This window comes from Yeosuana marina (assembly GCF_011762485.1).
In the GTDB taxonomy this organism is placed as follows: Bacteria; Bacteroidota; Bacteroidia; order Flavobacteriales; family Flavobacteriaceae; genus Yeosuana; species Yeosuana marina.
In genome coordinates, this window is sequence record NZ_JAAKGI010000003.1 from 511,551 (window position 1) to 536,006 (window position 24,456).

Annotated in this window: 23 protein-coding genes; 8 read left to right on the forward strand and 15 right to left on the reverse strand. The window is 32.2% G+C overall.

Annotation, left to right across the window (positions count from 1 at the left end; all coding sequences use genetic code 11):
• Positions 1–8 precede the first annotated feature (8 nt).
• Complete coding sequence (locus tag G5V56_RS06810) at positions 9–986, forward strand: polyprenyl synthetase family protein (RefSeq protein WP_166963165.1); 978 nt, start codon at positions 9–11, stop codon at positions 984–986.
• 22 nt (positions 987–1,008) lie between these two features.
• Here the strand turns inward: G5V56_RS06810 and G5V56_RS06815 are convergent, their stop codons facing one another.
• The 4 genes from G5V56_RS06815 to G5V56_RS06830 all read right to left on the reverse strand — a co-directional run bounded on the left by G5V56_RS06815 (position 1,009) and on the right by G5V56_RS06830 (position 5,005).
• Positions 1,009–1,371: a hypothetical protein gene (locus G5V56_RS06815; protein ID WP_166963168.1), complete on the reverse strand. Its 363-nt coding sequence runs from the start codon at positions 1,369–1,371 to the stop codon at positions 1,009–1,011.
• Positions 1,372–1,643: 272 nt separating this feature from the next.
• A complete protein-coding gene (locus tag G5V56_RS06820) occupies positions 1,644–2,603 on the reverse strand; it encodes a transglutaminase family protein (RefSeq protein WP_166963170.1) in 960 nt (319 codons plus the stop codon).
• Positions 2,604–2,617: 14 nt separating this feature from the next.
• The gene (locus tag G5V56_RS06825; RefSeq protein ID WP_166963172.1) at positions 2,618–3,544 is read right to left on the reverse strand and encodes an alpha-E domain-containing protein; all 927 of its coding nucleotides are present in this window, start codon (positions 3,542–3,544) and stop codon (positions 2,618–2,620) included.
• 18 nt (positions 3,545–3,562) lie between these two features.
• Positions 3,563–5,005, reverse strand: a complete 1,443-nt coding sequence (locus G5V56_RS06830; RefSeq protein WP_166963173.1) for a circularly permuted type 2 ATP-grasp protein — start codon at positions 5,003–5,005, stop codon at positions 3,563–3,565.
• A 317-nt stretch (positions 5,006–5,322) separates the two neighbouring features.
• Here G5V56_RS06830 and G5V56_RS06835 point away from each other — a divergent pair, with 317 nt between their 5' ends.
• The 4 genes from G5V56_RS06835 (at position 5,323) to dnaG (ending at position 9,969) form a co-directional block, all read left to right on the forward strand.
• Positions 5,323–5,898: an RNA polymerase sigma factor gene (locus G5V56_RS06835; RefSeq protein WP_240911238.1), complete on the forward strand. Its 576-nt coding sequence runs from the start codon at positions 5,323–5,325 to the stop codon at positions 5,896–5,898.
• Entirely contained in the window at positions 5,885–6,658 is a 774-nt protein-coding gene (locus tag G5V56_RS06840; protein WP_166963175.1) for a hypothetical protein, read from the forward strand. Before G5V56_RS06835 ends, G5V56_RS06840 begins: the two co-directional genes overlap by 14 nt.
• Positions 6,659–6,711: 53 nt before the next feature.
• A complete protein-coding gene (locus G5V56_RS06845) occupies positions 6,712–7,803 on the forward strand; it encodes a hypothetical protein (RefSeq protein ID WP_166963177.1) in 1,092 nt (363 codons plus the stop codon).
• Positions 7,804–8,010: 207 nt separating this feature from the next.
• A complete protein-coding gene (dnaG, locus tag G5V56_RS06850) occupies positions 8,011–9,969 on the forward strand; it encodes a DNA primase (protein ID WP_166963179.1) in 1,959 nt (652 codons plus the stop codon).
• Here the strand turns inward: dnaG and G5V56_RS06855 are convergent.
• Positions 9,964–10,590: a response regulator gene (locus G5V56_RS06855; protein ID WP_166963181.1), complete on the reverse strand. Its 627-nt coding sequence runs from the start codon at positions 10,588–10,590 to the stop codon at positions 9,964–9,966. The two genes, dnaG and G5V56_RS06855, sit on opposite strands and share 6 nt — an antisense overlap.
• A 97-nt stretch (positions 10,591–10,687) precedes the next feature.
• Complete coding sequence (nadE, locus tag G5V56_RS06860) at positions 10,688–11,485, reverse strand: NAD(+) synthase (RefSeq protein WP_166963183.1); 798 nt, start codon at positions 11,483–11,485, stop codon at positions 10,688–10,690.
• 93 nt (positions 11,486–11,578) lie between these two features.
• Here nadE and gldB point away from each other — a divergent pair, with 93 nt between their 5' ends.
• Both gldB and gldC read left to right on the forward strand, forming a co-directional pair.
• Positions 11,579–12,541 (forward strand): gliding motility lipoprotein GldB, encoded by a 963-nt coding sequence (gene gldB, locus G5V56_RS06865; RefSeq protein ID WP_166963185.1) that lies wholly within the window; start codon positions 11,579–11,581, stop codon positions 12,539–12,541.
• On the forward strand, positions 12,541–12,876 hold the full coding sequence (gldC, locus tag G5V56_RS06870) for a gliding motility protein GldC (RefSeq protein ID WP_166963189.1): 336 nt from the start codon (positions 12,541–12,543) through the stop codon (positions 12,874–12,876). The genes gldB and gldC overlap by 1 nt, the downstream gene beginning before the upstream one ends.
• Positions 12,877–12,898: 22 nt before the next feature.
• Here the strand turns inward: gldC and G5V56_RS06875 are convergent, their stop codons facing one another.
• From G5V56_RS06875 to purH, 9 genes are all read right to left on the reverse strand, one after another.
• Positions 12,899–13,720 carry a carboxylesterase family protein gene (locus tag G5V56_RS06875; protein WP_166963191.1) on the reverse strand — a complete coding sequence of 274 codons (822 nt, stop codon included), beginning with the start codon at positions 13,718–13,720 and terminating at the stop codon, positions 12,899–12,901.
• Between the two features lie 127 nt (positions 13,721–13,847).
• A complete protein-coding gene (locus G5V56_RS06880) occupies positions 13,848–14,768 on the reverse strand; it encodes a YeiH family protein (RefSeq protein WP_166963193.1) in 921 nt (306 codons plus the stop codon).
• 74 nt (positions 14,769–14,842) lie between these two features.
• On the reverse strand, positions 14,843–15,727 hold the full coding sequence (locus G5V56_RS06885; protein WP_166963195.1) for a LysR family transcriptional regulator: 885 nt from the start codon (positions 15,725–15,727) through the stop codon (positions 14,843–14,845).
• A gap of 71 nt (positions 15,728–15,798) precedes the next feature.
• Complete coding sequence (gene rodA / locus G5V56_RS06890; RefSeq protein WP_166963197.1) at positions 15,799–17,076, reverse strand: rod shape-determining protein RodA; 1,278 nt, start codon at positions 17,074–17,076, stop codon at positions 15,799–15,801.
• Positions 17,076–19,001 carry a penicillin-binding protein 2 gene (gene mrdA / locus G5V56_RS06895; protein WP_166963199.1) on the reverse strand — a complete coding sequence of 642 codons (1,926 nt, stop codon included), beginning with the start codon at positions 18,999–19,001 and terminating at the stop codon, positions 17,076–17,078. Before mrdA ends, rodA begins: the two co-directional genes overlap by 1 nt.
• Positions 18,998–19,504 carry a rod shape-determining protein MreD gene (locus tag G5V56_RS06900; protein ID WP_166963201.1) on the reverse strand — a complete coding sequence of 169 codons (507 nt, stop codon included), beginning with the start codon at positions 19,502–19,504 and terminating at the stop codon, positions 18,998–19,000. Before G5V56_RS06900 ends, mrdA begins: the two co-directional genes overlap by 4 nt.
• Positions 19,497–20,321, reverse strand: a complete 825-nt coding sequence (gene mreC / locus G5V56_RS06905; protein WP_166963203.1) for a rod shape-determining protein MreC — start codon at positions 20,319–20,321, stop codon at positions 19,497–19,499. Before mreC ends, G5V56_RS06900 begins: the two co-directional genes overlap by 8 nt.
• A 15-nt stretch (positions 20,322–20,336) precedes the next feature.
• Positions 20,337–21,365, reverse strand: coding sequence for a rod shape-determining protein (locus G5V56_RS06910; protein WP_166963205.1), 1,029 nt, complete (start codon positions 21,363–21,365; stop codon positions 20,337–20,339).
• Between the two features lie 87 nt (positions 21,366–21,452).
• Entirely contained in the window at positions 21,453–22,985 is a 1,533-nt protein-coding gene (purH, locus tag G5V56_RS06915) for a bifunctional phosphoribosylaminoimidazolecarboxamide formyltransferase/IMP cyclohydrolase (protein ID WP_166963207.1), read from the reverse strand.
• Between the two features lie 220 nt (positions 22,986–23,205).
• Here purH and G5V56_RS06920 point away from each other — a divergent pair, with 220 nt between their 5' ends.
• The gene (locus tag G5V56_RS06920) at positions 23,206–24,456 is read left to right on the forward strand and encodes an ABC transporter permease (RefSeq protein ID WP_166963209.1); all 1,251 of its coding nucleotides are present in this window, start codon (positions 23,206–23,208) and stop codon (positions 24,454–24,456) included.

Below are 24,456 nucleotides of genomic sequence, written 5' to 3' on the forward strand. Positions count from 1 at the left end.
TGCGTCACATGAAGATTGTAGAACAAATAAAACAACCTATCGCTTTTGAAATGGAACTTTTCGAGCAAAAGTTTCAACTTTCCATGTCTAGTAAGGTTGCCTTACTTAACAGAATTACCCATTATATAGTAAACCGAAAGGGTAAGCAAATGCGCCCTATGTTTGTGTTTCTGGTAGCAAAAATGGTATCGAATGGTGAGATTAGTGAGCGCACCTATAGAGGCGCATCGGTTATTGAATTAATTCATACCGCTACGTTGGTTCATGATGATGTGGTTGATGATAGCAATAGAAGACGAGGTTTTTTCTCTATTAATGCTCTTTGGAAAAATAAAATAGCTGTCTTAATAGGCGATTACCTGCTATCAAAAGGCTTATTGTTATCGATTGATAATAACGATTTTGATTTGCTTAAAATCATATCTATTGCGGTAAGGGAGATGAGTGAAGGTGAATTACTTCAAATAGAAAAAGCCCGTAAACTTGATATTACCGAAGATGTTTACTACGAAATTATTCGTCAAAAAACAGCAACGCTTATTGCGGCTTGTTGCAGCTTGGGAGCTGCCTCAGTAAAGCCAGAATCTCAGCATGTAGAAACCATGAGAAAATTTGGTGAGTTAATTGGTATGGCATTTCAAATTAAAGACGATTTATTTGATTATGGTGACGACCAAATAGGGAAACCAACGGGCATTGATATTAAAGAACAAAAAATGACCTTACCTTTAATTTATGTATTAAATCAAGCGTCAAAAAAGGACAAAAGTTGGCTGATAAACTCAATTAAAAATCATAACAAGGATATAATAAGAGTAAAAGAGGTCATTGCATTTGTAAAAACTAGTGGTGGTCTCGATTATGCTGTTCAGAAAATGAAACAGTTTCAACATGAAGCCTTACAAATTTTAGAAACATATCCAGTATCACCTTTTAGAAATTCACTAGAATTGATGGTGAATTATGTGATTGATAGGAAGAAGTAGTCTTAGACTAAGCAATTTTTTTTTAGACGGTGCCTGCTACTATTTTTAATTTCTCTATCAATTCTTCAATTTGATTTATTGGTATTTTTACAACTGATTCTATTTTTTCATCATTTTCTCCTATAACCAAAGTTCCAATTTTATCTTCTTCATAACCAATTTGACTAATTGAAAAAACTGGGGTATTGGAATTGATAGTTTTTTTTCCATCCTTGAACCATCCATAATTTGCTTCGTATTGTATAGTTGGCATATTTAATACAATAGTTTCTTCACCATAAGTATTCCACAGCGATATTCTTAAAAGGTAGAATGCTATAAGACCGAATAAAAATAGAATAATAAAATACCCAATGTGCAATCCTTTTCCATCTTCGATTGACATAATGATTCCGATTAATGGTAAGAGAAAAGAAGCAAAAGCAAAGAAAAACAATATTCCTCTTATAAAGATTGGAGATTTCTTCACTCTCAAGACTAATATTTCTCCGTTTAAACTATATTGTTTCATTTTATTCAAATTGAAGAAAACCTATTTAATTATTTAAATTAAATGGAGAGCCAAGATATCGGTTATTTATGATAAATTCAAGTCGTAAGTTCGAATAATTTTAAAATGAAATTATATCGAGAACAGTTTAAAAAATATATAAAGTTTTACTGCTGTTGCTGTTGTTGTTGCTGAACAATTTCCTTATTTTTTAAGAAGCTATTGATGGTTTCATCAGGTTCTGCTTCTGTAGTTAAATGGCTGGAATTATCAACGTCTTTGGTTGTGCTAATACTCACTTTTACGATAAGTTCATCATCAACTTTTCCTTTAAAAACCCCTTTTACAGGAGAACAGTCATTATAATTTTTTCCAACCGCTAGGCGTATGTGGTTTTCATTGGCAATAATATTATTGGTTGGATCAAAACCTAACCAGCCATAAAACGGAATATAGGCTTCTATCCATGCATGAGTAGCCCCTTCGCCACGCGTAATCTCGTCGTTAGTAAACACATAGCCACTTACATATCTGGCAGGAATTCCTAACATCCTTACCATTTGTAGCATGACATTTGTGAAATCTTGACAGACACCTGCTTTTATTTCCCAAAGTTCATCTAAAGTGGTACTCACGGTGGTGATGCCCGGACTATATTTAAAGTTGTTATAGATATAATCACAAAGTTCTAAGAGAATATTAAATGGTGTTTTTGTGTTTATGTCTTTTGTGCTTAACAAATTCAAAACATCTTGAGTTCCTATAAATGAACGATGCATTAAAAAATCGATATAATCCGTATGGTGTTTTATGTTATTTAAATCATTCCATTGTGTTGAAGCATCTGCAGTATTTACTGGTAATGATTTTGGAAAGGTAGTCACCTCTACCTTAGATTCAATAGATAAAAAGTCATGAGGCTCAATAATCATAAATGTACCTACTAAATTGTTGTAAAAATCTAAGTATGTATCAATAAATGGTGCTGTATTATTTATATAAATAATTTGATGTGCTACTTTCTGAAAGTTGTCATTAATAGGATACAACTTTATTTGATTAGCCGCGTCTATAACTTTATCGCTATAATTATATTTGGTAAGGTGTTTTATGTAAAATGTCGCCATTGTAATGTTATAAATTAGCTAGAATGTGAAAAATAAACGGTATTAATACTCATTGAAATATTTCTAATATCTTCTTTGATTCCTAAAATAAAATTATGAAGACCTTGTTCATTAATACTTTCAATTGACGTGTATTTTATAGTACTTTCAAGTTTTCCTAATAAGAATTCAGTATTGTTTTTTTCAAGTTCTTGAATTTCAATAAGCTGATTAATATGTCTACCTAATTTGCTTACACAATAATACATAGATCTCGGAAACAATTTATCTTGAAAAATCATTGTAATCACATGGTTTTCTTGAAAAGACGACTTATGTGTTTTTAAATATAGTTGGTAACCACCAACAGATAGTAATAGATTTTTCCAGTAGAAACTTTGTTCTAAACTATCAGATGTTTTAGCAATTTCAATAAGCTTCATTTCAGTAAAATCTGAAATTTGTATGACACGTTCTAAAAACTTACCTACATTCATAAAATAATAGGCGGGTCCTCTTTCTTGCGTGATATCCATGGTCCCATTATGTGTTAAATGGTATTTTTTAAGTTCATCCAAAAAAGCAATAGGATCTTCTTCTCTTAGCTTTTTAATTAAATCTTTACGCGTTAAATACAAGTAATAGTTGTTTAAAGAAAGCCATAATTCTCTTGAAATATGCTCTTGGACGCTACGCGCATTTTCTCTTGCTTTAATAACTAAATTTAAAATGGAGTTTGGATTACCAGTGTTGAACACCAAGAATTCTATACACTCAATAGCATCTTCAGTGTGAAAAGGTTCACTCGAAGCATTATAATTTCGAATAATGGGTTCCCAAGAAAATAATTCTGGAGAATCTTGGTTGGCATAATAATTTACTTTAAGTAAACTTAACATGCCGTTTCCACGTTCCATATATCGTTCTAACCAAATGAGATTATTTGCTACTCTACTTAACATATATTGTATTTTTCAGATTTATTGAATCACCCAAGTATCTTTACTACCTCCACCTTGCGAGCTGTTTACTACCAATGAGCCTTTTTTAAGCGCTACACGCGTTAGTCCACCAGGACAGATGTCGATTCCATCTTTACCAGATAAAGCAAATGGTCTTAAATCAATACAGCGAGGTGATAGTTGTCCGTTAATATAACAAGGCGCTGTCGATAGTTTTAAAATGGGTTGGGCTATAAAGTTTTCAGGTTTTTTCCTTAGGTTGTCGAGATAATCCTTAATATCTTCATCAGTCGCTTCGTGTCCCATAAGCATCCCGTAACCACCACTTCCATCGGTCTTTTTTATAACCATGGTTCTAATGTTATCAACAACATATTGTAGTTCGTCTGGACGTCCTAATTGATAGGTTTTAATATTTTTTAAAATAGGTTCTTCGCCTAAATAGTATTTAATCATATCGGGCACATACACATAAGTCGCTTTATCATCGGCAACTCCAGTACCTGGGGCGTTAATGATGTTTACATTTCCTTTTCGGTAGGCAGCCATAATACCAGCAACACCTAAAACACTTTTAGCATTAAACTCAAGCGGGTCTAAAAAATCATCATCCACACGTCTATAAATCACATCCACTTGTTTTAAACCGTTGGTGGTTTTCATATAGACAAAATGATTTTTTACTACCAAGTCGCTTCCTTCAACCAATTCAATCCCCATAAGACGTGCTAATGTGGTATGTTCGTAATAAGCAGAATTGTAAATACCTGGTGTTAACAGTACAATATTAGGATTACTATTATAAGAAAGTTCCTGTAATTTTTTGTAAAGTAAATTAGGGTAATTGGAAACAGACCGGACATTGTTTCTTGGTAAGATTCCTGGATATAAACGTTTTGATATCTCTCTGTTTTCAAGCATATAACTCACGCCAGAAGGGGTCCTTAAGTTATCTTCAAGCACATAAAATTCGCCGTCATTATTTCGTATTAAATCAACGCCCGCAATGTGTACATACACGTCATGCGGTACTTTAACGCCTTTCATTTCACGCAAATAATTAGGACACGAGTAAATTAAATCAGCGGGTACAATCCCATCTTTTATAATAAATTGCTCATTATAAATATCTTTGATGAATAAGTTTAAAGCTTTAATACGCTGCTTAATACCACGCTCAATTTTATCCCATTCTGCAGCCGTAATAATTCTTGGAACGATATCAAAAGGGAATATTTTTTCAATACCCTCATTATCACTGTAAACAGTGAACGTAACACCTTGACTCATAAAAAGCTGTTTTGATAACTCTTCTTTTTTTGATAGTGTTTTTTTAGAGGTATTCTTTAAATAATCAATAATCATATCATATTGTTCTCTAATTTCTGAGTTGGAACTATACATTTCATCCCAAGTGCTAGAGAGTTGATCGTAAGAAGAAAAAAGATGGTCTTTACTCATAAAGTTTTTATTGTATGTATCAAATATAACGATTGTTAAATAATATTTATAAAATATAGCGTATTGATGATAATAAATTACCAATATCTGTTTTATTTTAAAAATAATCACATATTTTAATAATAATAATGAATTATATTTAAATATTATTGATTTTATTGCGTGTCAGACGGGTGTTTTTTAAATCACTCTAATAAATACGTGTCTAAAAGCATAAGTTACTTATTTATTGTCAGAATGTTATTCTTAAATTTATTTTTTTAAACCTTTAGGCAACCATTTGCATAAAATTTGCGTCTATATAATTAGAAGACAAAATGAAGCCGCTTTTGAAAGTCATTCAACTATTTAAAAACGAAAATACGCTTATAGAAAAGGCTGTTAAAGACAATCGTGAAGCTCAACACGCGTTGTTTGAAATGCATGCACCAAAAATGTTAAGTGTTTGTAGATATTATATAAAAGACCTTCAGCATGCAGAGGAAGCAATGTTAAACGGATTTTATAAAGTGTTTTCTAATTTGAAAAGTTTTAAAGGCGAAGGAAGTTTTGAGGGTTGGATTAGGAGAATTATGGTAAGAGAAAGTATTTCTTTTTTACGTCAGCAAAAGCAGATTGAATTCTCCATGGAATCAGTTGAAATTGAACATGATTTCACCAATAATATTGAAACAGAAATTGAAGTTGCCGAAATACAACAACTCATTGATACACTACCAGAAGGCTATAAAGTGGTATTTGTTATGTATGCCATTGAAGGCTATAAACATCATGAGATTGCAGAGGCGTTAAATATAACAGAAGGAACTTCGAAATCGCAACTATTTAAAGCAAGAAATATGTTGCAACAAAAAATAAACGACTTAAACAAAACAAGCTATGGCACCCCTTAAATTTGAAGAACATATAAAAGATAAGCTCGAAGAGCGGAGCATTCAGCCATCTGCCGATGCTTGGAATAAACTGGATACTCGCTTAGGTAAACCAGTAAAGCAATCTAAAAATAAACCGCTTGTTTGGATAGGTGTGGCAGCAAGTATTGTAGGTGTGTTATTGGTAGGTTCGAAATTATTTAACGAAAACAAGACTGAAATAATAGTACCAACTATTGTAGCAACTCCCGAGGTGGAGAAGCAGGAGGAGTCAACAAAAGTAGTGGTTAAAAAAGAGGATGAAATCAATGAGGTTGAAATAGCGAAACAACAGGATTCTGAATTGCAATCAAAAAAAGTTATTGTAAAAACTAAAGCAAATCAGATAACTAAAGACCAACAACTAGTATCGACAAAAGAGGGGATTACAAACAAGAGTTCTAATTCAGAACAGGCTCGTGTGAAATCTGTTGAAATTAAAAAGAAAAAGTTGAGTTTTGAAGATGAAAAAATTCAAGAGTTGGTTGCACAAGTTCAAAACTTAAAGGCCAAAAATAAAACAGTTACAGATTCAGAAATAGATGCCTTGTTAGAGCAAGCACAGAATGAAATTCGGTTACAAAAAGAAATATATAATAATGCAACTGGCATTGTGGACGCCAAAGCTTTATTGAGTGAAGTAGAACAAGAACTAGACGAATCCTTTAGAGATAAAGCATTTAAAGCCTTAAAGGAAAATTTTAATTTTATAAAAACAGCTATCGCTAACCGCAATGATTAACAATAATCATCAATTAATCACGAACATATTTTAAAATCAAAAAACGAACAGTTATGCAAACAATTACCAAGTATTTAGCACTTGTAGCACTTACATTGAACATACACATAATCAATGCGCAAGACACAATTCAAAACACTAAAAATCAAGAGAAAATAGAATCTTTAAAAGAACTTAAAGAAAAGATTAAAACTGAAGAACGGAACTTTTTAAAGTCTGAAGTTGAAGCAATTTCTAAACGTTTAGAAAAAGGAGAGATTTCAAATTCTGAAGCTGAAGAATTAAAAATGGAAGCTGCCAAAAAACGTGCTTTAAATATTGAAAACAGATTGGCTATTGTTGATAATAAAATATCACTTTTAAAACGAAATGAGAATGGTTATGAATACGAAGGGCAAGAAAGATCTCTAGATATTATAAGAATTGGATCTAATGAGAATACGAGCGAAAGTTTTATTTTTATTGGTGACGCTGATGATGATAAACCAAAAAACAGAAAATATGATAGGCGAACTAAAAGTGACTTCGTTTTAGCCTTCGGTTTTAACAACGCCATTATTGATGGTGAAAATCTAAACAATTCGCCTTATAAATTTGGAGGCTCTCGTTTTTTTGAAATGGGTTGGGCATGGAAGACTAGAGTTTTTGAAAACTCTAATTTTGTACGTTTAAAGTATGGCGTATCGCTACAAGTTAATGGTTTAAAGCCATCTGATAATCAATATTTTGTTCAGAATAATGATGAAACCTATTTAGAAGACTACCCAATTGACTTAAAAAAATCGAAGCTCTCTATTTCTAATTTGGTGTTTCCCGTTCATTTTGAATTTGGACCCTCAAAAAAAATTGACAAGGACACTTATTTTCGGTATTCTACAAGTAATCAATTTAAAATTGGACTAGGTGGATATGCAGGTTTTAATGTTGGGACACGTCAAAAACTAAAATATATGTTAGATGGCGAGCGTGTAAAGGACAAACAAAAACGAGGATTTAATGCCACTAATTTGGTTTATGGTTTAAGTGGATATTTGGCCTTTGGTGATACAGCCTTATACGTAAAATATGATTTGTCGCCTATTTTTAATAATCAAGCAGTGGACCAACATAATATTTCTGTAGGTGTCAGGTTTGATGTGGACTAAATATTAAGTAAAAAAAGCCTCTGAAAAGAGGCTTTTTTATGTTTTCTAATAATTCAAAAATGTTTTACTGCTTATAAGTTAAACGTTAAATGAGGTTTGTTTTTTTTCTAATAAACGCAAATTCATAATCCTCTATTTACTTTCAATAGATTATATTACATTTACATTTTAAAGCAAACAGTCACTCTTTTAGTATAATTTTTAATCATGATTTCACCGTCTTCCATAGATCAAGTATTTGAAGCCTCTCGTGTTGAAGAGGTTATTGGTGATTTTGTTCAACTTAAAAAATCTGGAAGTAATTTTAAGGGCTTGAGTCCGTTTAGCGATGAGCGCTCACCAAGTTTTATGGTCTCTCCAGTAAAACAAATATGGAAAGATTTTAGTAGTGGCAAAGGAGGTAATGTGGTCGCTTTTTTAATGGAGCATGAACATTTTACATATCCTGAGGCCATTAAATATCTCGCTAAAAAATATAATATTGAGATTGAAGAAACCGAGCAGACGGATGAGCAAAAAGAAAAGCAAGACGAACGCGAGAGTTTGTATTTGGTAAGTGAATTTGCAAACGCCTATTTTCAAAAAATACTTCATAAAACAGATCAAGGAAAATCCATTGGGTTAAGCTATTTTAAAGAACGTGGGTTCACCGAAGATACCATTAAAAAGTTCGATTTAGGTTACTCGTTAAACGAATGGCAAGCCTTTACAGATGAGGCTTTAAAACAGGGCTATAAGCTAGAATTTTTAGAGAAAACTGGTCTTACCATAGTTAAAGAAGATAAGCGTTTCGATAGGTTTAAAGGCCGCGTTATGTTTCCTATAAAGAGCATGAGTGGGCGTGTGTTGGGTTTTGGTGGGCGTATTTTAATCACCGATAAAAAGGCTGCGAAATACATGAATTCTCCAGAAAGCATTATTTATCATAAAAGTAACGTGCTTTATGGGATTTATCATGCCAAACAGAGCATTGCGAAAGAGGATAATTGCTATTTAGTTGAGGGCTATACAGATGTGATTCAATTCCATCAAACGGGTATTAAAAATGTAGTGTCGTCATCAGGAACAGCATTAACATCAGAGCAAATTCGATTAATCAATAGACTAACAAAAAATATTACAGTTTTATTTGATGGTGATGCAGCTGGAATGAGAGCGTCGCTTAGAGGCATAGATTTAATCCTGGAACAAGGCATGAATGTGAGGGTTTGTACATTTCCAGAAGGTGAAGATCCGGACAGTTTTGCCAAACAAAATACGCTTGAAGAACTCACGGTTTATCTAGAAGAAAATGCCAAAGATTTCATTCAGTTTAAAGCGTCTGTGTTGTTTGAAGAGTCTAAAAACGATCCTATAAAAAAAGCAGATACTGTTCGGGATATTGTAAATAGTATTTCCAAAATTCCTGATAGAATTAAAAAGGAAATCTACATTCAGGAGTGTGCTAGAATTATGGATATTAGCGAAGATGTGCTGTTTAGTACCTTAGCACAAATTAACAAAAAAGAGTTTCAGGATGCGAATACAGAATATAAAACTGAAACAAAGGCCTTTGATGTTATTAAGAATAAACAACCAGTTGAAAAAGTTGATATCCAATATGTTTTAGAGCGCAAAATCATAGAAGTATTATTGCTATACGGCAATAAAACTGAAGATTTTGAAGATTTGATTTTAAAGGAAAATGATAAAGGAAACTTAGTTTTAGAACCTGTAATTAATACAGCTAAAGTATTTGAAAAAATATTTTTAGATCTTCAGGAAGATGAAATGGAGTTTACCAATCCAAAATTTAAAACTTTATACTATACTATTATTGATACTTTAAATCAAAACCCAGAGTTTCAATTAAAAACGTTCATTAATACAGTTGATGCAGATATGGCTAATGAAATTACCACGATTTTAATGGAAGATGAGCGTTACACTTTAGATGATTGGGAGCGCATGCAGATTTTTCCTAAAGAAAAAAAACACAGTGTTGCCCAGTTAGTAAGTGAAACAATTTTAAGTTTAAGATGCTTTTTAATCGACCAAAAAGTTAAAGAGTTTCAGCAAAAAACGGTTGCAAATAAAGCAGAAATAAATAAAAGCATCCTTGAGGAAGTAAAAGATTACTCCGGCTTAAAGATGCTTTTATCAAGAAAACTAAATAGAGCTTTATGATGTAGCTAATTTAGCTTGATTAACTAGATCCACTAAATTTGTTACTTTTAGTTTTTTCATTAATCGCGCCTTATAAGTACTAACTGTTTTTTCATTAACATTTAGCTCTTTAGCAACTTCCTTGTTTTTCTTTCCAACACAAAGAAGCTTTAAAACTTCAGCTTCTCGCGTTGAAAGTTTTTTGTAAAATGAACCAGATCTGTTAATTTTCTTTCCAAGGTTTAACTCTTTATTGAGCTCATCGCTTAAATAAATATCACCTTCATTAACTTTTAAAATGGCTTCATTAATAGTAATAAGATTTACTGCTTTAGAAATATATCCTGCAGCGCCAGCTTTAATGGCATTGATGGCATATACTTCTTCTGGTTGTGCACTAAAAACAATGGTTTTAATACTTGGAAATTCTGTTTTTAAAACTCGCAAAACGGTAAGTCCATTAAGTTTAGGTAAATCAATTTCCGTTAAAATAATGTCAACAGGTGCTTTTTTAATAAAGTCGATAATGGCTTCACCATCATTTACACTACCCACAACTTGGATATTTGATGATGCTGAGAAGAGTAGCTCTAACCCTTTTCTAATAATTGGATGGTTGTCGGCTATTAATAATTTAATCATAATAGTTGGTTTTTAAAATTGAGAGTGCTTAGGGAATATTAACATATAATTAAATTACATGTTAATTTGGTAAATATATGAAAAAATGTAATATTTTTTACCTTTTTTGTAATAATTCAGCAGGTATTTCACAAATAGGGATAGGATTCATTTTATGCTTATTAGCTTGATTATATCTTTTGTATATAATGAACACTTCTTTTTCTCTTCCAGAAAAGTCATCTTTTGTTTTTCCTTCTGCATCCATTTTCATAGCCCATTCAAGTTCAGGATAGGAAGCCCCAATTTGATCTTCGTCGGTTCTGTCATCTCCCCAAAGCCCGTCAGTTGGGGCAGCTTCAATGATTTCTGAGTTGATACCGAGATACTTAGCAATGGTGTAAACTTCGGTTTTTAATAAATCGGCAATAGGACTTAAATCAACTCCGCCATCACCATATTTTGTATAAAAACCAACACCAAAATCTTCTACTTTATTACCTGTTCCAGCAACTAAATACTTATTGATAGCTGCAAAATAATATAAGGTCGTCATACGCAATCTAGCTCTGGTATTTGCCAATGACATAAACCTGCTTTCCTCCTTAACAACAGGAGGTAAGGCGGCTATTAAGCTATCAAAAACGGGGGTTAAGTTTATTTGAGTAACGTAAACAGAGTCAAAATTCGCTTTCAACCAATCTATATGGTTTAAAGCACGACTCACTTGAGACTCCGCTTGATGTATTGGCATTTCTAAACAAAGTAGTGGTAAGCCTGTTTTAGCACAAAGAGCAGAGGTTACTGCAGAATCGATACCACCAGATACACCAATAACAAATCCATTCATGTTCGCTTTTGTAGCGTAATCTTTTAACCAATTTACAATATAATCAACAACTTTTTCTGTTTGCATTTTGAACGGATTTAAATCAAAGAATAGTACATTTGCAAAACAAAAATAAGGGAATCACTCAATTAATAAAAATTTAGACCGTTTAACTTTTATATGAAAAATATTTTTTTGCTTTTATGTACTTTAACTTTGGTTGTTTCTTGCAAAAAGGATAGCAAATTAGAAGGAGAAATTTCAAAAATCCCTATACAAGTTAATATTGAAAGGTTTGATAAGCTTTTTTCAGAAGCGTCTTTAAAAGATTTGCCTAAACTTAAAAAGGATTACCCTTTTATGTTTTCTAAAAAGTATGCAGATTCTTTTTGGGTAGCACGAATGAAGGATACTTTACAAATTGAATTATCTAAGGAAGTAGAAAAAGCATATCCAAATTTTAATACGCCAAAGGCTGAAATAGAATCGCTGTTTCAACATATTAAGTATTATTTTCCTGAATTTAGAGCTCCTAGAATTATCACGACAACCTCATTTGTAGATTATAGAAATAGAATTATTGTAACTGATACGATTGCTTTAATTTCGATAGATAATTATTTAGGAAGTGATCATAAGTTTTATCAAGGCATCCAAAAATATATTAGAGAAGATTTTAATACCGAGCATATTGTTGTGGATTTAGCTAGAGAGTATGCAAAGAAATATATTTATCAGAAGCCAAACGAAACGTTGCTTGATGAAATGATTTACTTCGGCAAGCAATTATATTTTGAAGACAAGGTCATTCCTTTTAAAACCGATGCGGAGCGCATAAGCTACACTAAAGAGCAGTTAGATTGGGCTCATGCCAATGAAAGCTATATTTGGAGGTATTTTGTAGAACATGAACTGCTATTTAGCACAGACTCTAAATTACCTAGTAGGTTTATAAATCCGGCACCTTTTACAAAGTTTTATTTAGAAGAAATAGATAGTGAGTCTCCTGGTAGATTAGGGCAATATATAGGTTGGCAAATAGTTAGGGCTTATATGGCAAATAACGATGTGTCTCTAAAAGATATGCTCATAACATCTCCAGAAGAAATTTTTAATAATTCAAAGTTTAAACCAAGAAAGTAATGTCTGAAAAACAATCTAAAATTGAGTTAAAAGTTAAACTTGATGAGAATAGAGTTCCTGAGAAATTATATTGGACAGCTCAAGATGGTGGAATAACGAACGAAGAAGCCAAAGCTATGATGCTATCTGTTTGGGATGCCAAAGCTCAAGAAACCTTACGTATAGATTTATGGACTAAAGACATGCCTGTTGATGAGATGAAAGTCTTTTTTCATCAAACCTTAGTAGCCATGAGTAATACATTTCATAAAGCAACGCAGGACGAAAAAATGACAGCAACCATGAAAGATTTTTGTGATTATTTTGCTGAAAAATTAGAATTAAAGAAGCAGTAATATCTGATTCTTTTATGGATGATTATTTTTCATATAAAAACATCCAATCATAAATAGTCATATTAAAAGCATCATATGCGCTGCTTTCCTCTCCCATACCACTACTATTGTATGTTCTGCTCCAGGAGTCATGTCCAACACCAGGATATATGGTCAGTTTTGCTGGGGTAATAGGGTTAGCTACATTAATAGCATTTATCATATTAATAGACTGGTTTTGCGAAACCGTAGTATCATTATCTCCATGGAATGCCCACACAGGAATGGTAGTATATTGGTCCCCAGAATTTGTGTTTCCGCCACCAGCAATAGGCACAATAGCTGCCGCATACGCATCAGAGCCATATTTAGAAATATAGCTAAAGCATCCAAAACCACCTAAGCTAAGCCCTGTGATATAGATGCGATTCGTATTAATATTATAATTGGCTATTAAATATGTTATAAAACTATGAATATCATCGGCGTTCCAATTTCCAGATGCCAATTGCGGCGAAGCAACAATCATAGGATATTTAGGTGACCATTCTTTTCGTTCGATTAATTTTGGCGGACCGTTAGCTAAGACTTTGTTTAAAATATCTGGGCTTGTTTGACTGTTACCTCTTTCTCCCGAACCATGTAAAAAAACGAGTAAAGGATATTCAATCGTACTATTTTCATAATTACTGGGAGTATAGATATAATATCCAAAAACAGCATCTGTAGTTGTAAGTGGATTCGCTTTTTGTACCCCACCTGTGTCTTTGGGCAAAGATTCTAAATCATTAAGGCTTATATCATCTTTATTACAGCTCAAAAATAAAAATAGGAATGGTACGGTTAAATAAATAACATTTTTCATAAGTAGGTTTTTAGGGTCGAACTAATATACGCTATAAATATTAATTTAGATGCTAAACCCAAAAGACTACATATGAAGGGCTATTAAATTTATCTTTTTAAGCCTTTTTCTTTCGTATAAAAATCAATTAATGTGTTATATAAATTAATGAAAAAATAGATATAAATATCCATAAAGAGAGTGCCAACACTATGGGTTTTGCGCCTGTTTTCTTTAAGTCTTTAATTGAAATTGTAGAGCCAACAAGAAATAATGTTAGGACCAATAATCGTTTAGACATTAAAACAATAACACTTGTTATTGTTATGGGTAGTAAATGGTAGCTGTTTATTAGTATAGCGATAATAAAGAATACAATAAAGTAAGGGATTTTAATTTTTTCACCTTTTGTTTTAAAAAGAAACATTGAAAAAATAGACAACGGTATAATCCATAAGGTTCTTGAAAGCTTTACGGTGGTCGCAATTCTGAGTGCTTCATCGCCATAGCCTAGAGCAGCTCCTACAACAGAACTTGTGTCGTGTATAGCAACTGCACACCAAAGTCCAAATTGATGCTGACTTAATTGTAACCAATGACCAATAACGGGAAACACGAATAATGCGATGGAGTTTAACAGAAAAATAATACCTAATGCAATACTAATAATTTTGCTTTTTGCTTTTATTACAGGAGAGATTGCTGCGATAGCACTACCACCGCATATGGAGGTTCCTGAGATAATGAGATGCCCTAATTTTAAATCCATTTTTAATAGCCTAGTTAGAATTAAACCAAGACTTACGGTTAAAATAATAGAGCTTGATGTTAAAACAAAGCTTCCTTTACTTGTATCAAAAGTTTCTTTAATTAGCATACCAAAACCTAAACCTATTACAGAAATTTTTAAAAAATAGTGAATAGCCTTATGACTATATGCTTGAAATGGATTTTTAAAAATCACTGTAAATATAAAACCAAGAAGTAAAGCAGTTGGACTATTAATTAACCCGAGAAGCGCGGTAATGGCTATAATAAAGTAAATTGCTTTTACCAGTATACTGTTCATGTCATGTAATTTGATGACACAAAAATACAGTTAGAATATAATCTTTAAGAGAATTAATATTCTATTTGATATAACTAAAAGTTATAGTTATTTCTAACATAAGTTTCAAAATAGTCCATAAGATTAGATTGATAACCCGTTCTAGACACAAAATAGAACCACCTTTCAATAGTTAAATCTTTAATATCTATGATTTTAAGCTTGTTGTTGATTAAATCTTCGCGAACAGCACTAATGGAGACAAGTGCATAATTATCAGAGTAATAGAGGTAATTTTTAATAGCTTCAGTGCTGTTAAGAGTAACGACAGTGTTGAGTTTTTTTATGTTGTTAGTACTCAAAAAATCATGAATAATTTCTCTAGTTCCAGATCCAATTTCTCTTTCAATAATTGGGATTTCATGCAAGGTCTTAATGTTAATGATCCCTTTTTTAAAGGCTTCATTTTTTGCGTTTGTTACAAGAACAATTTCATCTTTAATAAATTTCTTAAATTGTAATTTCCGGTTTGTATTTCTACCTTCAATAATGCCAAAATCTAATTGTTGATTTAAGATGAGGTCCTCTATATCTTCTGTGTTTTCGCTTATAACTTTAAAGTTAGTTTGTGGAAATTGTATTCTAAACTTCGCCAATATTTTTGGTATAATATAGCTAGCAATCGTTGTACTTACTCCAAAACTTATAAGACTTGGAAATTTTGCATGTTTATTTATAAAATGATTCTCTAGGTCAGAATAAAGATCTAAAATTTTATTAGCATAAATTAAAAATGCTTTACCATCATCTGTTAATTCAATAGAATTTCTTTTTCTTAAGAAAAACGTAGTTTTATAGTCGTTTTCTAAGTTTCTAATTGATTTTGAAATGGCTGGTTGTGATATAAATAGTTGTTCTGCAGCTTTTGTAAAACTAGAATGATATGCAACTGTTTTAAATATGTGTAGTTTAGTTTTCATTAGCTTGTAAACTGTAATCTCTCAACCGTGAGAATCTGTAGGTAAATTTAAAGATTTAAAACTTATACTAGCTACCATTCATTGATTCTATTCGAATCTAATTTTATAAAAATAAAGATTAAAATAGTGAAGCCCCAAAGGCCTGATCCTCCATAACTAAATAGAGGTAACGGAATACCAATAGTAGGGATTAAGCCCATAACCATGCCAATGTTAATCATAAAATGCATAAAAATTATGGCAGCCACAGCATATCCATAAGCGCGACTAAATTGTGATTTTTGTAATTCTGCTAAATGAAGAATTCTAATCAGTAATAAAACAAAAAGAATTACGACTGCAGCGCTACCAAGAAAACCCCATTCTTCGCCAACGGTGCTAAAAATATAGTCTGTGTGTTGTTCTGGTACAAATTTACCAGTGGTTCGAGTACCTTCTAAAAATCCTTTCCCAGTTAAACCGCCAGAACTTATAGCCTTTTCAGATTCGTTAAGATTATAAGCAAAGGTTTTTTTCATTCTTTCAAGTTTTGCAGGGTCTTGTTCAAGTCGTAACCAAAGACTTATGCGATCTTGTTGATGCGGTTGTAATACATGTTGATAAAAGAATCCAATACCAGAGGAAAGAACAATACAAGCAATTAAAATTAGTAATGGTTTAAAAATTGTAGGCTTCTTTTTTGTAAAAAAATAATTTCCAAAAATTAGTACTGCAGCAATAATAGACGTATACACAACTCCAAGTTTTAAAGCACAAACCGCAAGAATTACGGTTGCTATACCAATAGTTAAATAAATTTTTGGTAAACCTTCTCTATATAATACAAAAAAGAAAGCAGCGTAAACAATAGTACTTCCAGCATCATTTTGTAGTAAAACTAACAAAGCTGGTATGCAAAAGATAATGAAACTTTGTATTTGATCTTTAAATTTAGTAATGTCTGTATTTAAGTCGCTTATATATTTGGCAACAGCTAGGGCTGTAGCAGTTTTAGCAAACTCACTAGGTTGAATCGTCATGCCGCCTATAGCGTACCAAGATGTGGCTCCATTAACATTTTTACCAAATACAAAAAGGCCAACAAGAGAAAGCATGGAAATTAAGTATATAATACTGGAAAAGCGTTCATAAAATTTGGCATCTATTGATAAGATGATAATAATTAAACCAAATGTTAAAAATATGAACATCAATTGTTTTCCAAAAGGTTCAGAAAGATTAAAATAATCTAGAGTTTCTCCAGAATGAGAGGCAGATAAAATATTTAGCCAGCCAAAACCAACTAATAGAAGGAAAATGATAATTGTAATCCAATCAAATTTAAAATATCTGTGTGTATCTCTATTCATTAATCAGACAGGTTTGAAATTTTTGATTTTATGGATTTATCAATAGGAGTAACCTGTAGTGTTGTTTCTCCATTTATTTTGAATGGTTTTCCTGAATAAGGTTTGGCATATTCGTCTTCTAAACTATGACTTAAAATCCAGTCTTCCAAGTCTGTTCTAGTAATATGACCTTTAATATATTTTTCAATCATTAAACTAGCAATTTTACCTGCAAACCTACTTCCCCAATAACCGTTTTCAACAAATACAGCAATGGCTATTTTAGGATTGTCTTTTGGAGCAAATGCTACAAAGATAGAATGATCTGTTAACTGAGTTTTAACCCCATCTATTTTAGTGTAGTTTTCTGCAGTACCTGTTTTTCCGCAGATGTCTATTCCAGGGACTCTTAAGTAGGTAGCAGTTCCTTTATTATATACATCGAACATTCCTTGAACAACGGGTTCAAAATTTTCTTTGTCTATAGTAGTGTATTTGGGAGTTGTATAATTTTCATCAATAGTATCGCCTTCAATATTTTTAATGATGTGCGGCGTGTAAAAGTAGCCTCTATTTCCAATAGCAGCCACCATATTAGCCAATTGAATCGGTGTAGCTAAAACTTCACCTTGCCCAATAGCATTTGATATGTTGTAGGTAGAAGACCATCTGCCTTTTCCATACCATTTATCATAAAAAGCCCCATCTGGAATGTAGCCTTTGCTTCCTATTTTTAAATCATATCCCAAATAGTTTCCAAGACCAAAACTTTTTATGTGATTACTCCAAACGTTCATTCCTTTTGCAGGATCATCATATTTTTCAATAATTCGTCTGTAAACATTACAAAAGTATGAGTTGCAAGATTGTGCAATACCATCATTCATGCTTAATGGACTGGGATGGCTATGACATCCTGTTAATCTTCGGCCATTGTAATAATATCCCATTCTACAACTAAATTTATCGTCGGTTGTAACAACGCCTTCCTGCAGTCCAACAAGCGCATTAAGAACTTTAAAAGGTGAGCCTGGAGGATATTGTGCCAATAAACTTCTGTCGTACAGAGGTTTTGAAATGGTGTCGTAATGCATTTTTGTATAGTTCTTAGACCTATTTCTGCCGACTAATAAATTTGGATTATAACTGGGGGCTGAAACCATGGCTAATATTTCACCAGAGCTTGGCTCGATAGCAATGATGCCTCCTCGTTTATGCTTCATTAGTAGTTCTCCAAATTCTTGCAATTTAGAATCAATACTTATGGTTATATCTTTACCGGGTTCAGGTAAGGTATCATAAACACCATCTTTATAGGGGCCAATATCTCTGTTAAACCGGTCTTTCTGTATAAATTTAACACCTTTTTTTCCGCGTAAAATATCTTCATAAGATGCTTCTACACCTTGTTTTCCAATAAGGTCACCCATTTTATAATAGGGGTGCTCTTTTATTATAGCATTATTTACTTCTCCTAAATCTCCTAAAACATTGGCTCCAATAGTAGTTTGGTAAAGACGAAGAGATCGTTTTTGAATATAAAACCCTTCAAACTTTCTCATTTTTTCTTGTAAAACAGCGTAATCTTCTTTAGATAGATGTGCAATAAAAACAGAAGGCAGCCAAGGTGAATAATGATACGCTTTTTGATAAATATCTTTAAAACGATTTTTATCAATTTTTAATAATGAGCAAAACTCAAGTGTATCTAAAGGTTTGACTTCTCTTGGAATAAACATCACATCATACGATGGCTGGTTGGCAACCAGAAGTTCACCATTTCGGTCATATACAAAACCACGTTTTGGGTAGTCGTATACTTTTTTTATGGCATTATCTTCAAATAAATTATGGTTTTGAGCTGTATATACCTGAAGATAAAATAGTCTAAAAATAAATATAAGACCAACAATAGTAATAGATGCAAAGAGTAAAATTTTTCTCATTTAGTTTTTTTACTAAAAATAATAGTTACCAATACGCTTAGTATAATAGTAAATATACTTGAGAATAACGTTTTTTGTAGCAATAAAATTATTTTAGAAATGTTAAAGATTTCTAATGAAAATAGAATAAAGTGATGGATGAAAGTTAGTATGGTGATATACAACAATTTTGAAGCAAAATCTACAGTATCAAATTTAATGGTTTGATATTCGTAAACGGTACCAAAGGTAAACTTTAATACCATGGGTCTTAAGTAAGCTATGGTAACACATGCGGCTGCATGAATACCACCAGAATCTAAAAACAAATCAATAGTTAATCCTAACAAAAAACTTAACAGAATAAATGACATTCTGTTATTCTTAGCGGGATATAATAAAATAAATAAGATATAAATATAGGGGTTTATATACCCCATAAAATTAATGTGGTTTAAAACTAATACTTGAACTAACACGAGTAAAATAAAGCGCGTAATATTTGAATACAGAGAATTATTCATTACTAACGTTTTTTAAAAGGTTAGTAATTTCTAAAACATCTTTGTTTTCAATAATATATACATGCTCAATATTAGTCATGTCGTTAAACAATTTAATGTTTATTTCGTAATAGTTCCTAGTGATATCTAGTTTGAAGTCATGAATAGTGCCTACGGGAATTCCTTTTGGAAAAATTGATGATATGCCCGATGTTACAATCGTATCTCCTATTTTAACAGGTGCAATTTTAGGAATATCAATCAATTGAGCGAAATAAGGCGATTTACCATTCCATGTTAAAGAACCATAATGATTGGTTTTTTTTAGTTGCGCACTTATTTTGCTAGTCGTGTTTAAAATAGAAATGATAGTTGAGTAATTTTTACTTGTATTATCAATAATGCCTACAATACCTTTAGTTGTGATAACTCCAAAATCTTCTTTAATGCTGTCTTTAGATCCTTTGTTTAAAAGTAATACGTTCTTTGAAGATGAATAATTGTTTCGTATAACACTGGCTGTTTCAAAATGATACGGACTATTCAATAGTGAACTATCTAACTGGATAGAATCATTTTTTTCTGCAGAATTATATAAAAGTGATTTTAATCTATTGTTTTCTTCGGTTAAAAGTTCATTTTGAGTTTTTAAATCAAGATAGGTACTAATATCATTTACAGAATTGTAGATGCCCCCTGTTAAAAAGTTAGCAGAGTTAATAAACTTACTTTTATGATAAGAGTGTGTTTGAATAGTAAACGTCAAAGAAATAGAAAATAGCAACAAGAACAACAAAAACGTTTTGTTGCGTATTATAAAATTTACAATCTGTTGCATGTTTAATCAGTATGACTATTTAATCAATACGCTTTTGTATTTAAGTAAATTTTTAAGTGTTATGCCAGTCCCTCTAACTACAGCTCGTAAGGGGTCTTCAGCAATATAAACAGGAAGGTCTGTTTTTTGAGATAAGCGTTTATCTAAACCTCTAAGCATGGAGCCTCCACCTGCTAAATAAATACCTGTATTATAAATATCTGCAGCTAGTTCTGGAGGGGTTTGAGATAGTGTTTCCATAACAGCATCTTCAATCCTTAAAATAGATTTATCTAAAGCTTTAGCAATCTCTCTATAGGATATTTGAACTTGTTTAGGTTTTCCTGTCAACAAATCACGACCTTGAACACTCATGTCTTCTGGAGGTAATTCTAAATCTTCAGTAGCGGCACCAATTTGAATTTTAATTTTTTCAGCAGTACGCTCCCCTACATATAAGTTGTGTTGCGTACGCATATAATATACGATATCATTGGTGAACACATCACCTGCAATTTTTACGGACTTATCACAAACAATTCCTCCTAAAGCAATCACAGCTATTTCGGTTGTACCACCACCTATATCTACAACCATATTTCCTTTAGGTTGCATAATATCAACGCCAATACCAATAGCCGCAGCCATGGGTTCGTGAATTAAATAAACTTCTTTACCGTTAACACGTTCGCAAGATTCTTTTACAGCACGCATTTCCACTTCGGTAATTCCGGAAGGAATACAAACAACCATTCTAAGTGCAGGAGTAAAAAACTTCTTTTTTAATGCAGGAATATTTTTAATGAACAAACTAATCATCTGTTCAGATGCATCAAAGTCTGCAATAACTCCATCTTTCAATGGTCTTACAGTTTTAATATTTTCGTGTGTTTTACCTTGCATTAAGCTGGCTTCCTGGCCAACAGCAATTATTTTACCAGAAATTCTATCACGTGCCACAATAGAAGGGCTATCGACCACAACTTTGTCATTATGAATAATTAGGGTGTTTGCAGTACCTAAGTCTATTGCAATCTCTTCGGTCAAGAAGTCAAAAAAGCCCATGTGCTATAACTAATTTTAAAGGTTTGTAACAAATGTTGTAAATGTAATAAAAGTTTAAAAGAAATAATATAATCTGTAATTTTATTATTAATGCTTGAAATGACGGGTTCCAGTTAGTACCATAGCCACATTATTTTCATTACAATAATCAATACTTAATTGGTCTTTTATGGAGCCTCCTGGTTGAATAACAGAACTTATTCCTGCATGTTTTGCTATTTCTACACAATCAGGAAAAGGAAAAAATGCATCACTAGCCATAGCAGACCCTTTTAAATCAAAATTAAAAGTTTGTGCTTTATGGATAGCTTGGTTTAAGGCATCAACACGACTTGTTTGCCCTGTTCCGCTAGCTAATAGCTGTTTGTTTTTAGCCAAAACAATAGTATTAGATTTAGTGTGTTTGCAAATTTTAGAGGCAAAGATTAAATCTTCTAATTCTTCTTGTTTTGGCTTACTATTGGTCACATAAGTTAAACCTTCAATAGTATCTGTTATGTTATTTCTGTCTTGAAGCAAAATACCATTTAAACAACTTCTAACATTCATTTTTGGCATCTCTACATCATGAAGTATTAAAAGAATTCTGTTTTTCTTACCTTTTAAAATATCTAAGGCTTGTGAAGAAAAAGAAGGGGCAATAACTACCTCGCAAAATAAGCCATGAATTTCTTCTGCAGTTGCTTTATCAATTTCAGAATTGCTAATTAAAACACCCCCAAAAGCAGACACAGGGTCACCAGCAAGTGCATCTAAATAAGCTTGATGTAGTGTGTCGCGTTGTGCTAAACCACAAGCATTATTGTGTTTTAAGATAGCAAATGTAGGCGCATCATTTTTAAATTCTGACATCAAATTTACTGCCGCGTCAACATCTAATAAATTATTGTAACTCAGCTCTTTTCCGTGAAGTTTTGTGAAAATATCATCAAAGTTTCCAAAGAAAAATCCTCGTTGATGTGGGTTTTCACCGTAGCGTAATACTTTACCTTTAGTTTCGCTAATTTTTAAAGCAGCCTCATCGTGGTTTTTGTTGAAGTAATTAAAAATAGCGGTATCGTAATGTGATGATACATTAAAAGCTTTACCAGCAAAACGTCTTCTGTTTTCTTCAGAAATGCTTCCGTTGTTTTCAGAAATTAACTCTAAAAACTCAGCATAATCATCAACAGATGATACACAAATTACATCGGCATAATTTTTAGCAGCAGCTCGAATTAAAGAAATACCACCTATGTCAATTTTTTCAATAATATCTTGTTCATTAGCTCCAGAAGCAACGGTTTTTTCAAATGGGTATAAATCAACAATGACAACATCAATTTGTGGAATATCAAATTCCGCTAATTCAGCAACATCACTATCGTTGTTTTGTCTATTTAAAATTCCTCCAAACACCTTGGGGTGTAATGTTTTTACACGACCACCCAGAATAGATGGGTAGGAGGTAACATCTTCAACAGGAATAACTCCGATGCCTAAATCATTAATAAATTTTTGGGTTCCACCAGTAGAATACATGGTGACACCTTGTTCGTTTAACTTTTTTACAATCGGTTCTAATCCATCTTTGCTAAATACAGATATTAGCGCAGATTTAATAGTTTTTTCGTTACTCATTTTTAGTTGTGGTGTTTAAATTTTTGTTGCAAATGGTATAAGATTTTTTAAAATTCTATTGGTGTTAATATTTTGATGTGTAGATTTTTAAAATGCAAAAGTAATTATTTAAAGCAAAATAATATAGTAGACATACGTTTTGTTTTCATTTTTTTGTAACTAATATTTTATTAAAACGTCTTACCTTTATCACATTACTTTAGTTTAGAAAAATAAATTTATGCTTGTTTACTTACGTCTTTTTAAAGAAAGTTTTTCGTTTGCTGTTAATGCTTTAAGAAACAATAAGTTACGAACATTTCTGTCGTTAATTGGTGTTACAGTAGGTATATTTTCAATTATCGCTGTGTTAGCTGCTGTAGATTCTTTAGATAGAAGCATTAAAGGGCAACTATCTGGCATAGACAAAAACACGATGTACATAACAAGGTTTTCCTTTGGTCCAACAAGTGTTCCAAGATGGGTGCGTGAAAATTTTCCTCAAACAGGTAGCGAAGATTACGAATTTATTAAACGAAATGTGCCCGATATAGATGCCTGTGCATTTGCCATTGTAGGGGGCGCGCAAACTATAAAATTTGAAGATAATACGGTTACAAATGTTCCTGTAACACCCGTATCTAATGAAATATACGAAATAGATAACCTAAAATTATACAAAGGACGATTTTATAACGAAACTGAATCTAATAGCGGAGCACCCGTAATAGTACTAGGATATAATTTAGCCAACAACTTATTTGATACGGAAGAACCTGTTGGTAAAGTTATTAGGGTTTATGGCAGAAAATTAACTGTTATTGGTGTGTTAGATAAATTTGGGGGACTTAATATGGATTCGCCCGATGAAAAGGCATTTGTTCCAGCAAATTTTGCCAGACGATTTATGAATATTGGAAATAAAGGCGCTTTAACCATGATTATGATTAAACCTAAACAAGGAATTGATATTGGTGCGTTTGAACAAGTTTTAAAACAAAAATACAGACGATTTAGAGGATTAAAGGATGGAGATATTGACAATTTTTTCATTAATAAACTGTCAGGCTTCACAGATTTAATAGATGGGATAATAAGTTTTATGAATATGGTTGGATGGGTTATTAGCGGATTCTCTCTGTTAGTTGGAGGTTTTGGAATAGCCAATATTATGTTTGTGAGCGTTAAAGAGCGGACCAATTTGATTGGTATACAAAAAGCGATGGGCGCAAAAAACAAATTTATCTTATTTCAATTTTTGTTTGAAGCGGTTATTCTTGCTGTTATTGGTGGTCTAGTTGGTTTAGTGTTAGTCTGGATAGGAACACTTATTGGAACCGCACTAGCGGATGATTTTGAGTTTATTTTGTCCTTTAAAAATATGGTCTTAGGATTTTTTGTGTCAACTTTAATAGGACTGATAGCGGGTATTTTACCAGCAAGTTCAGCCGCTAAACTAGACCCTGTTGAAGCTATAAGAACAGGAATGTAA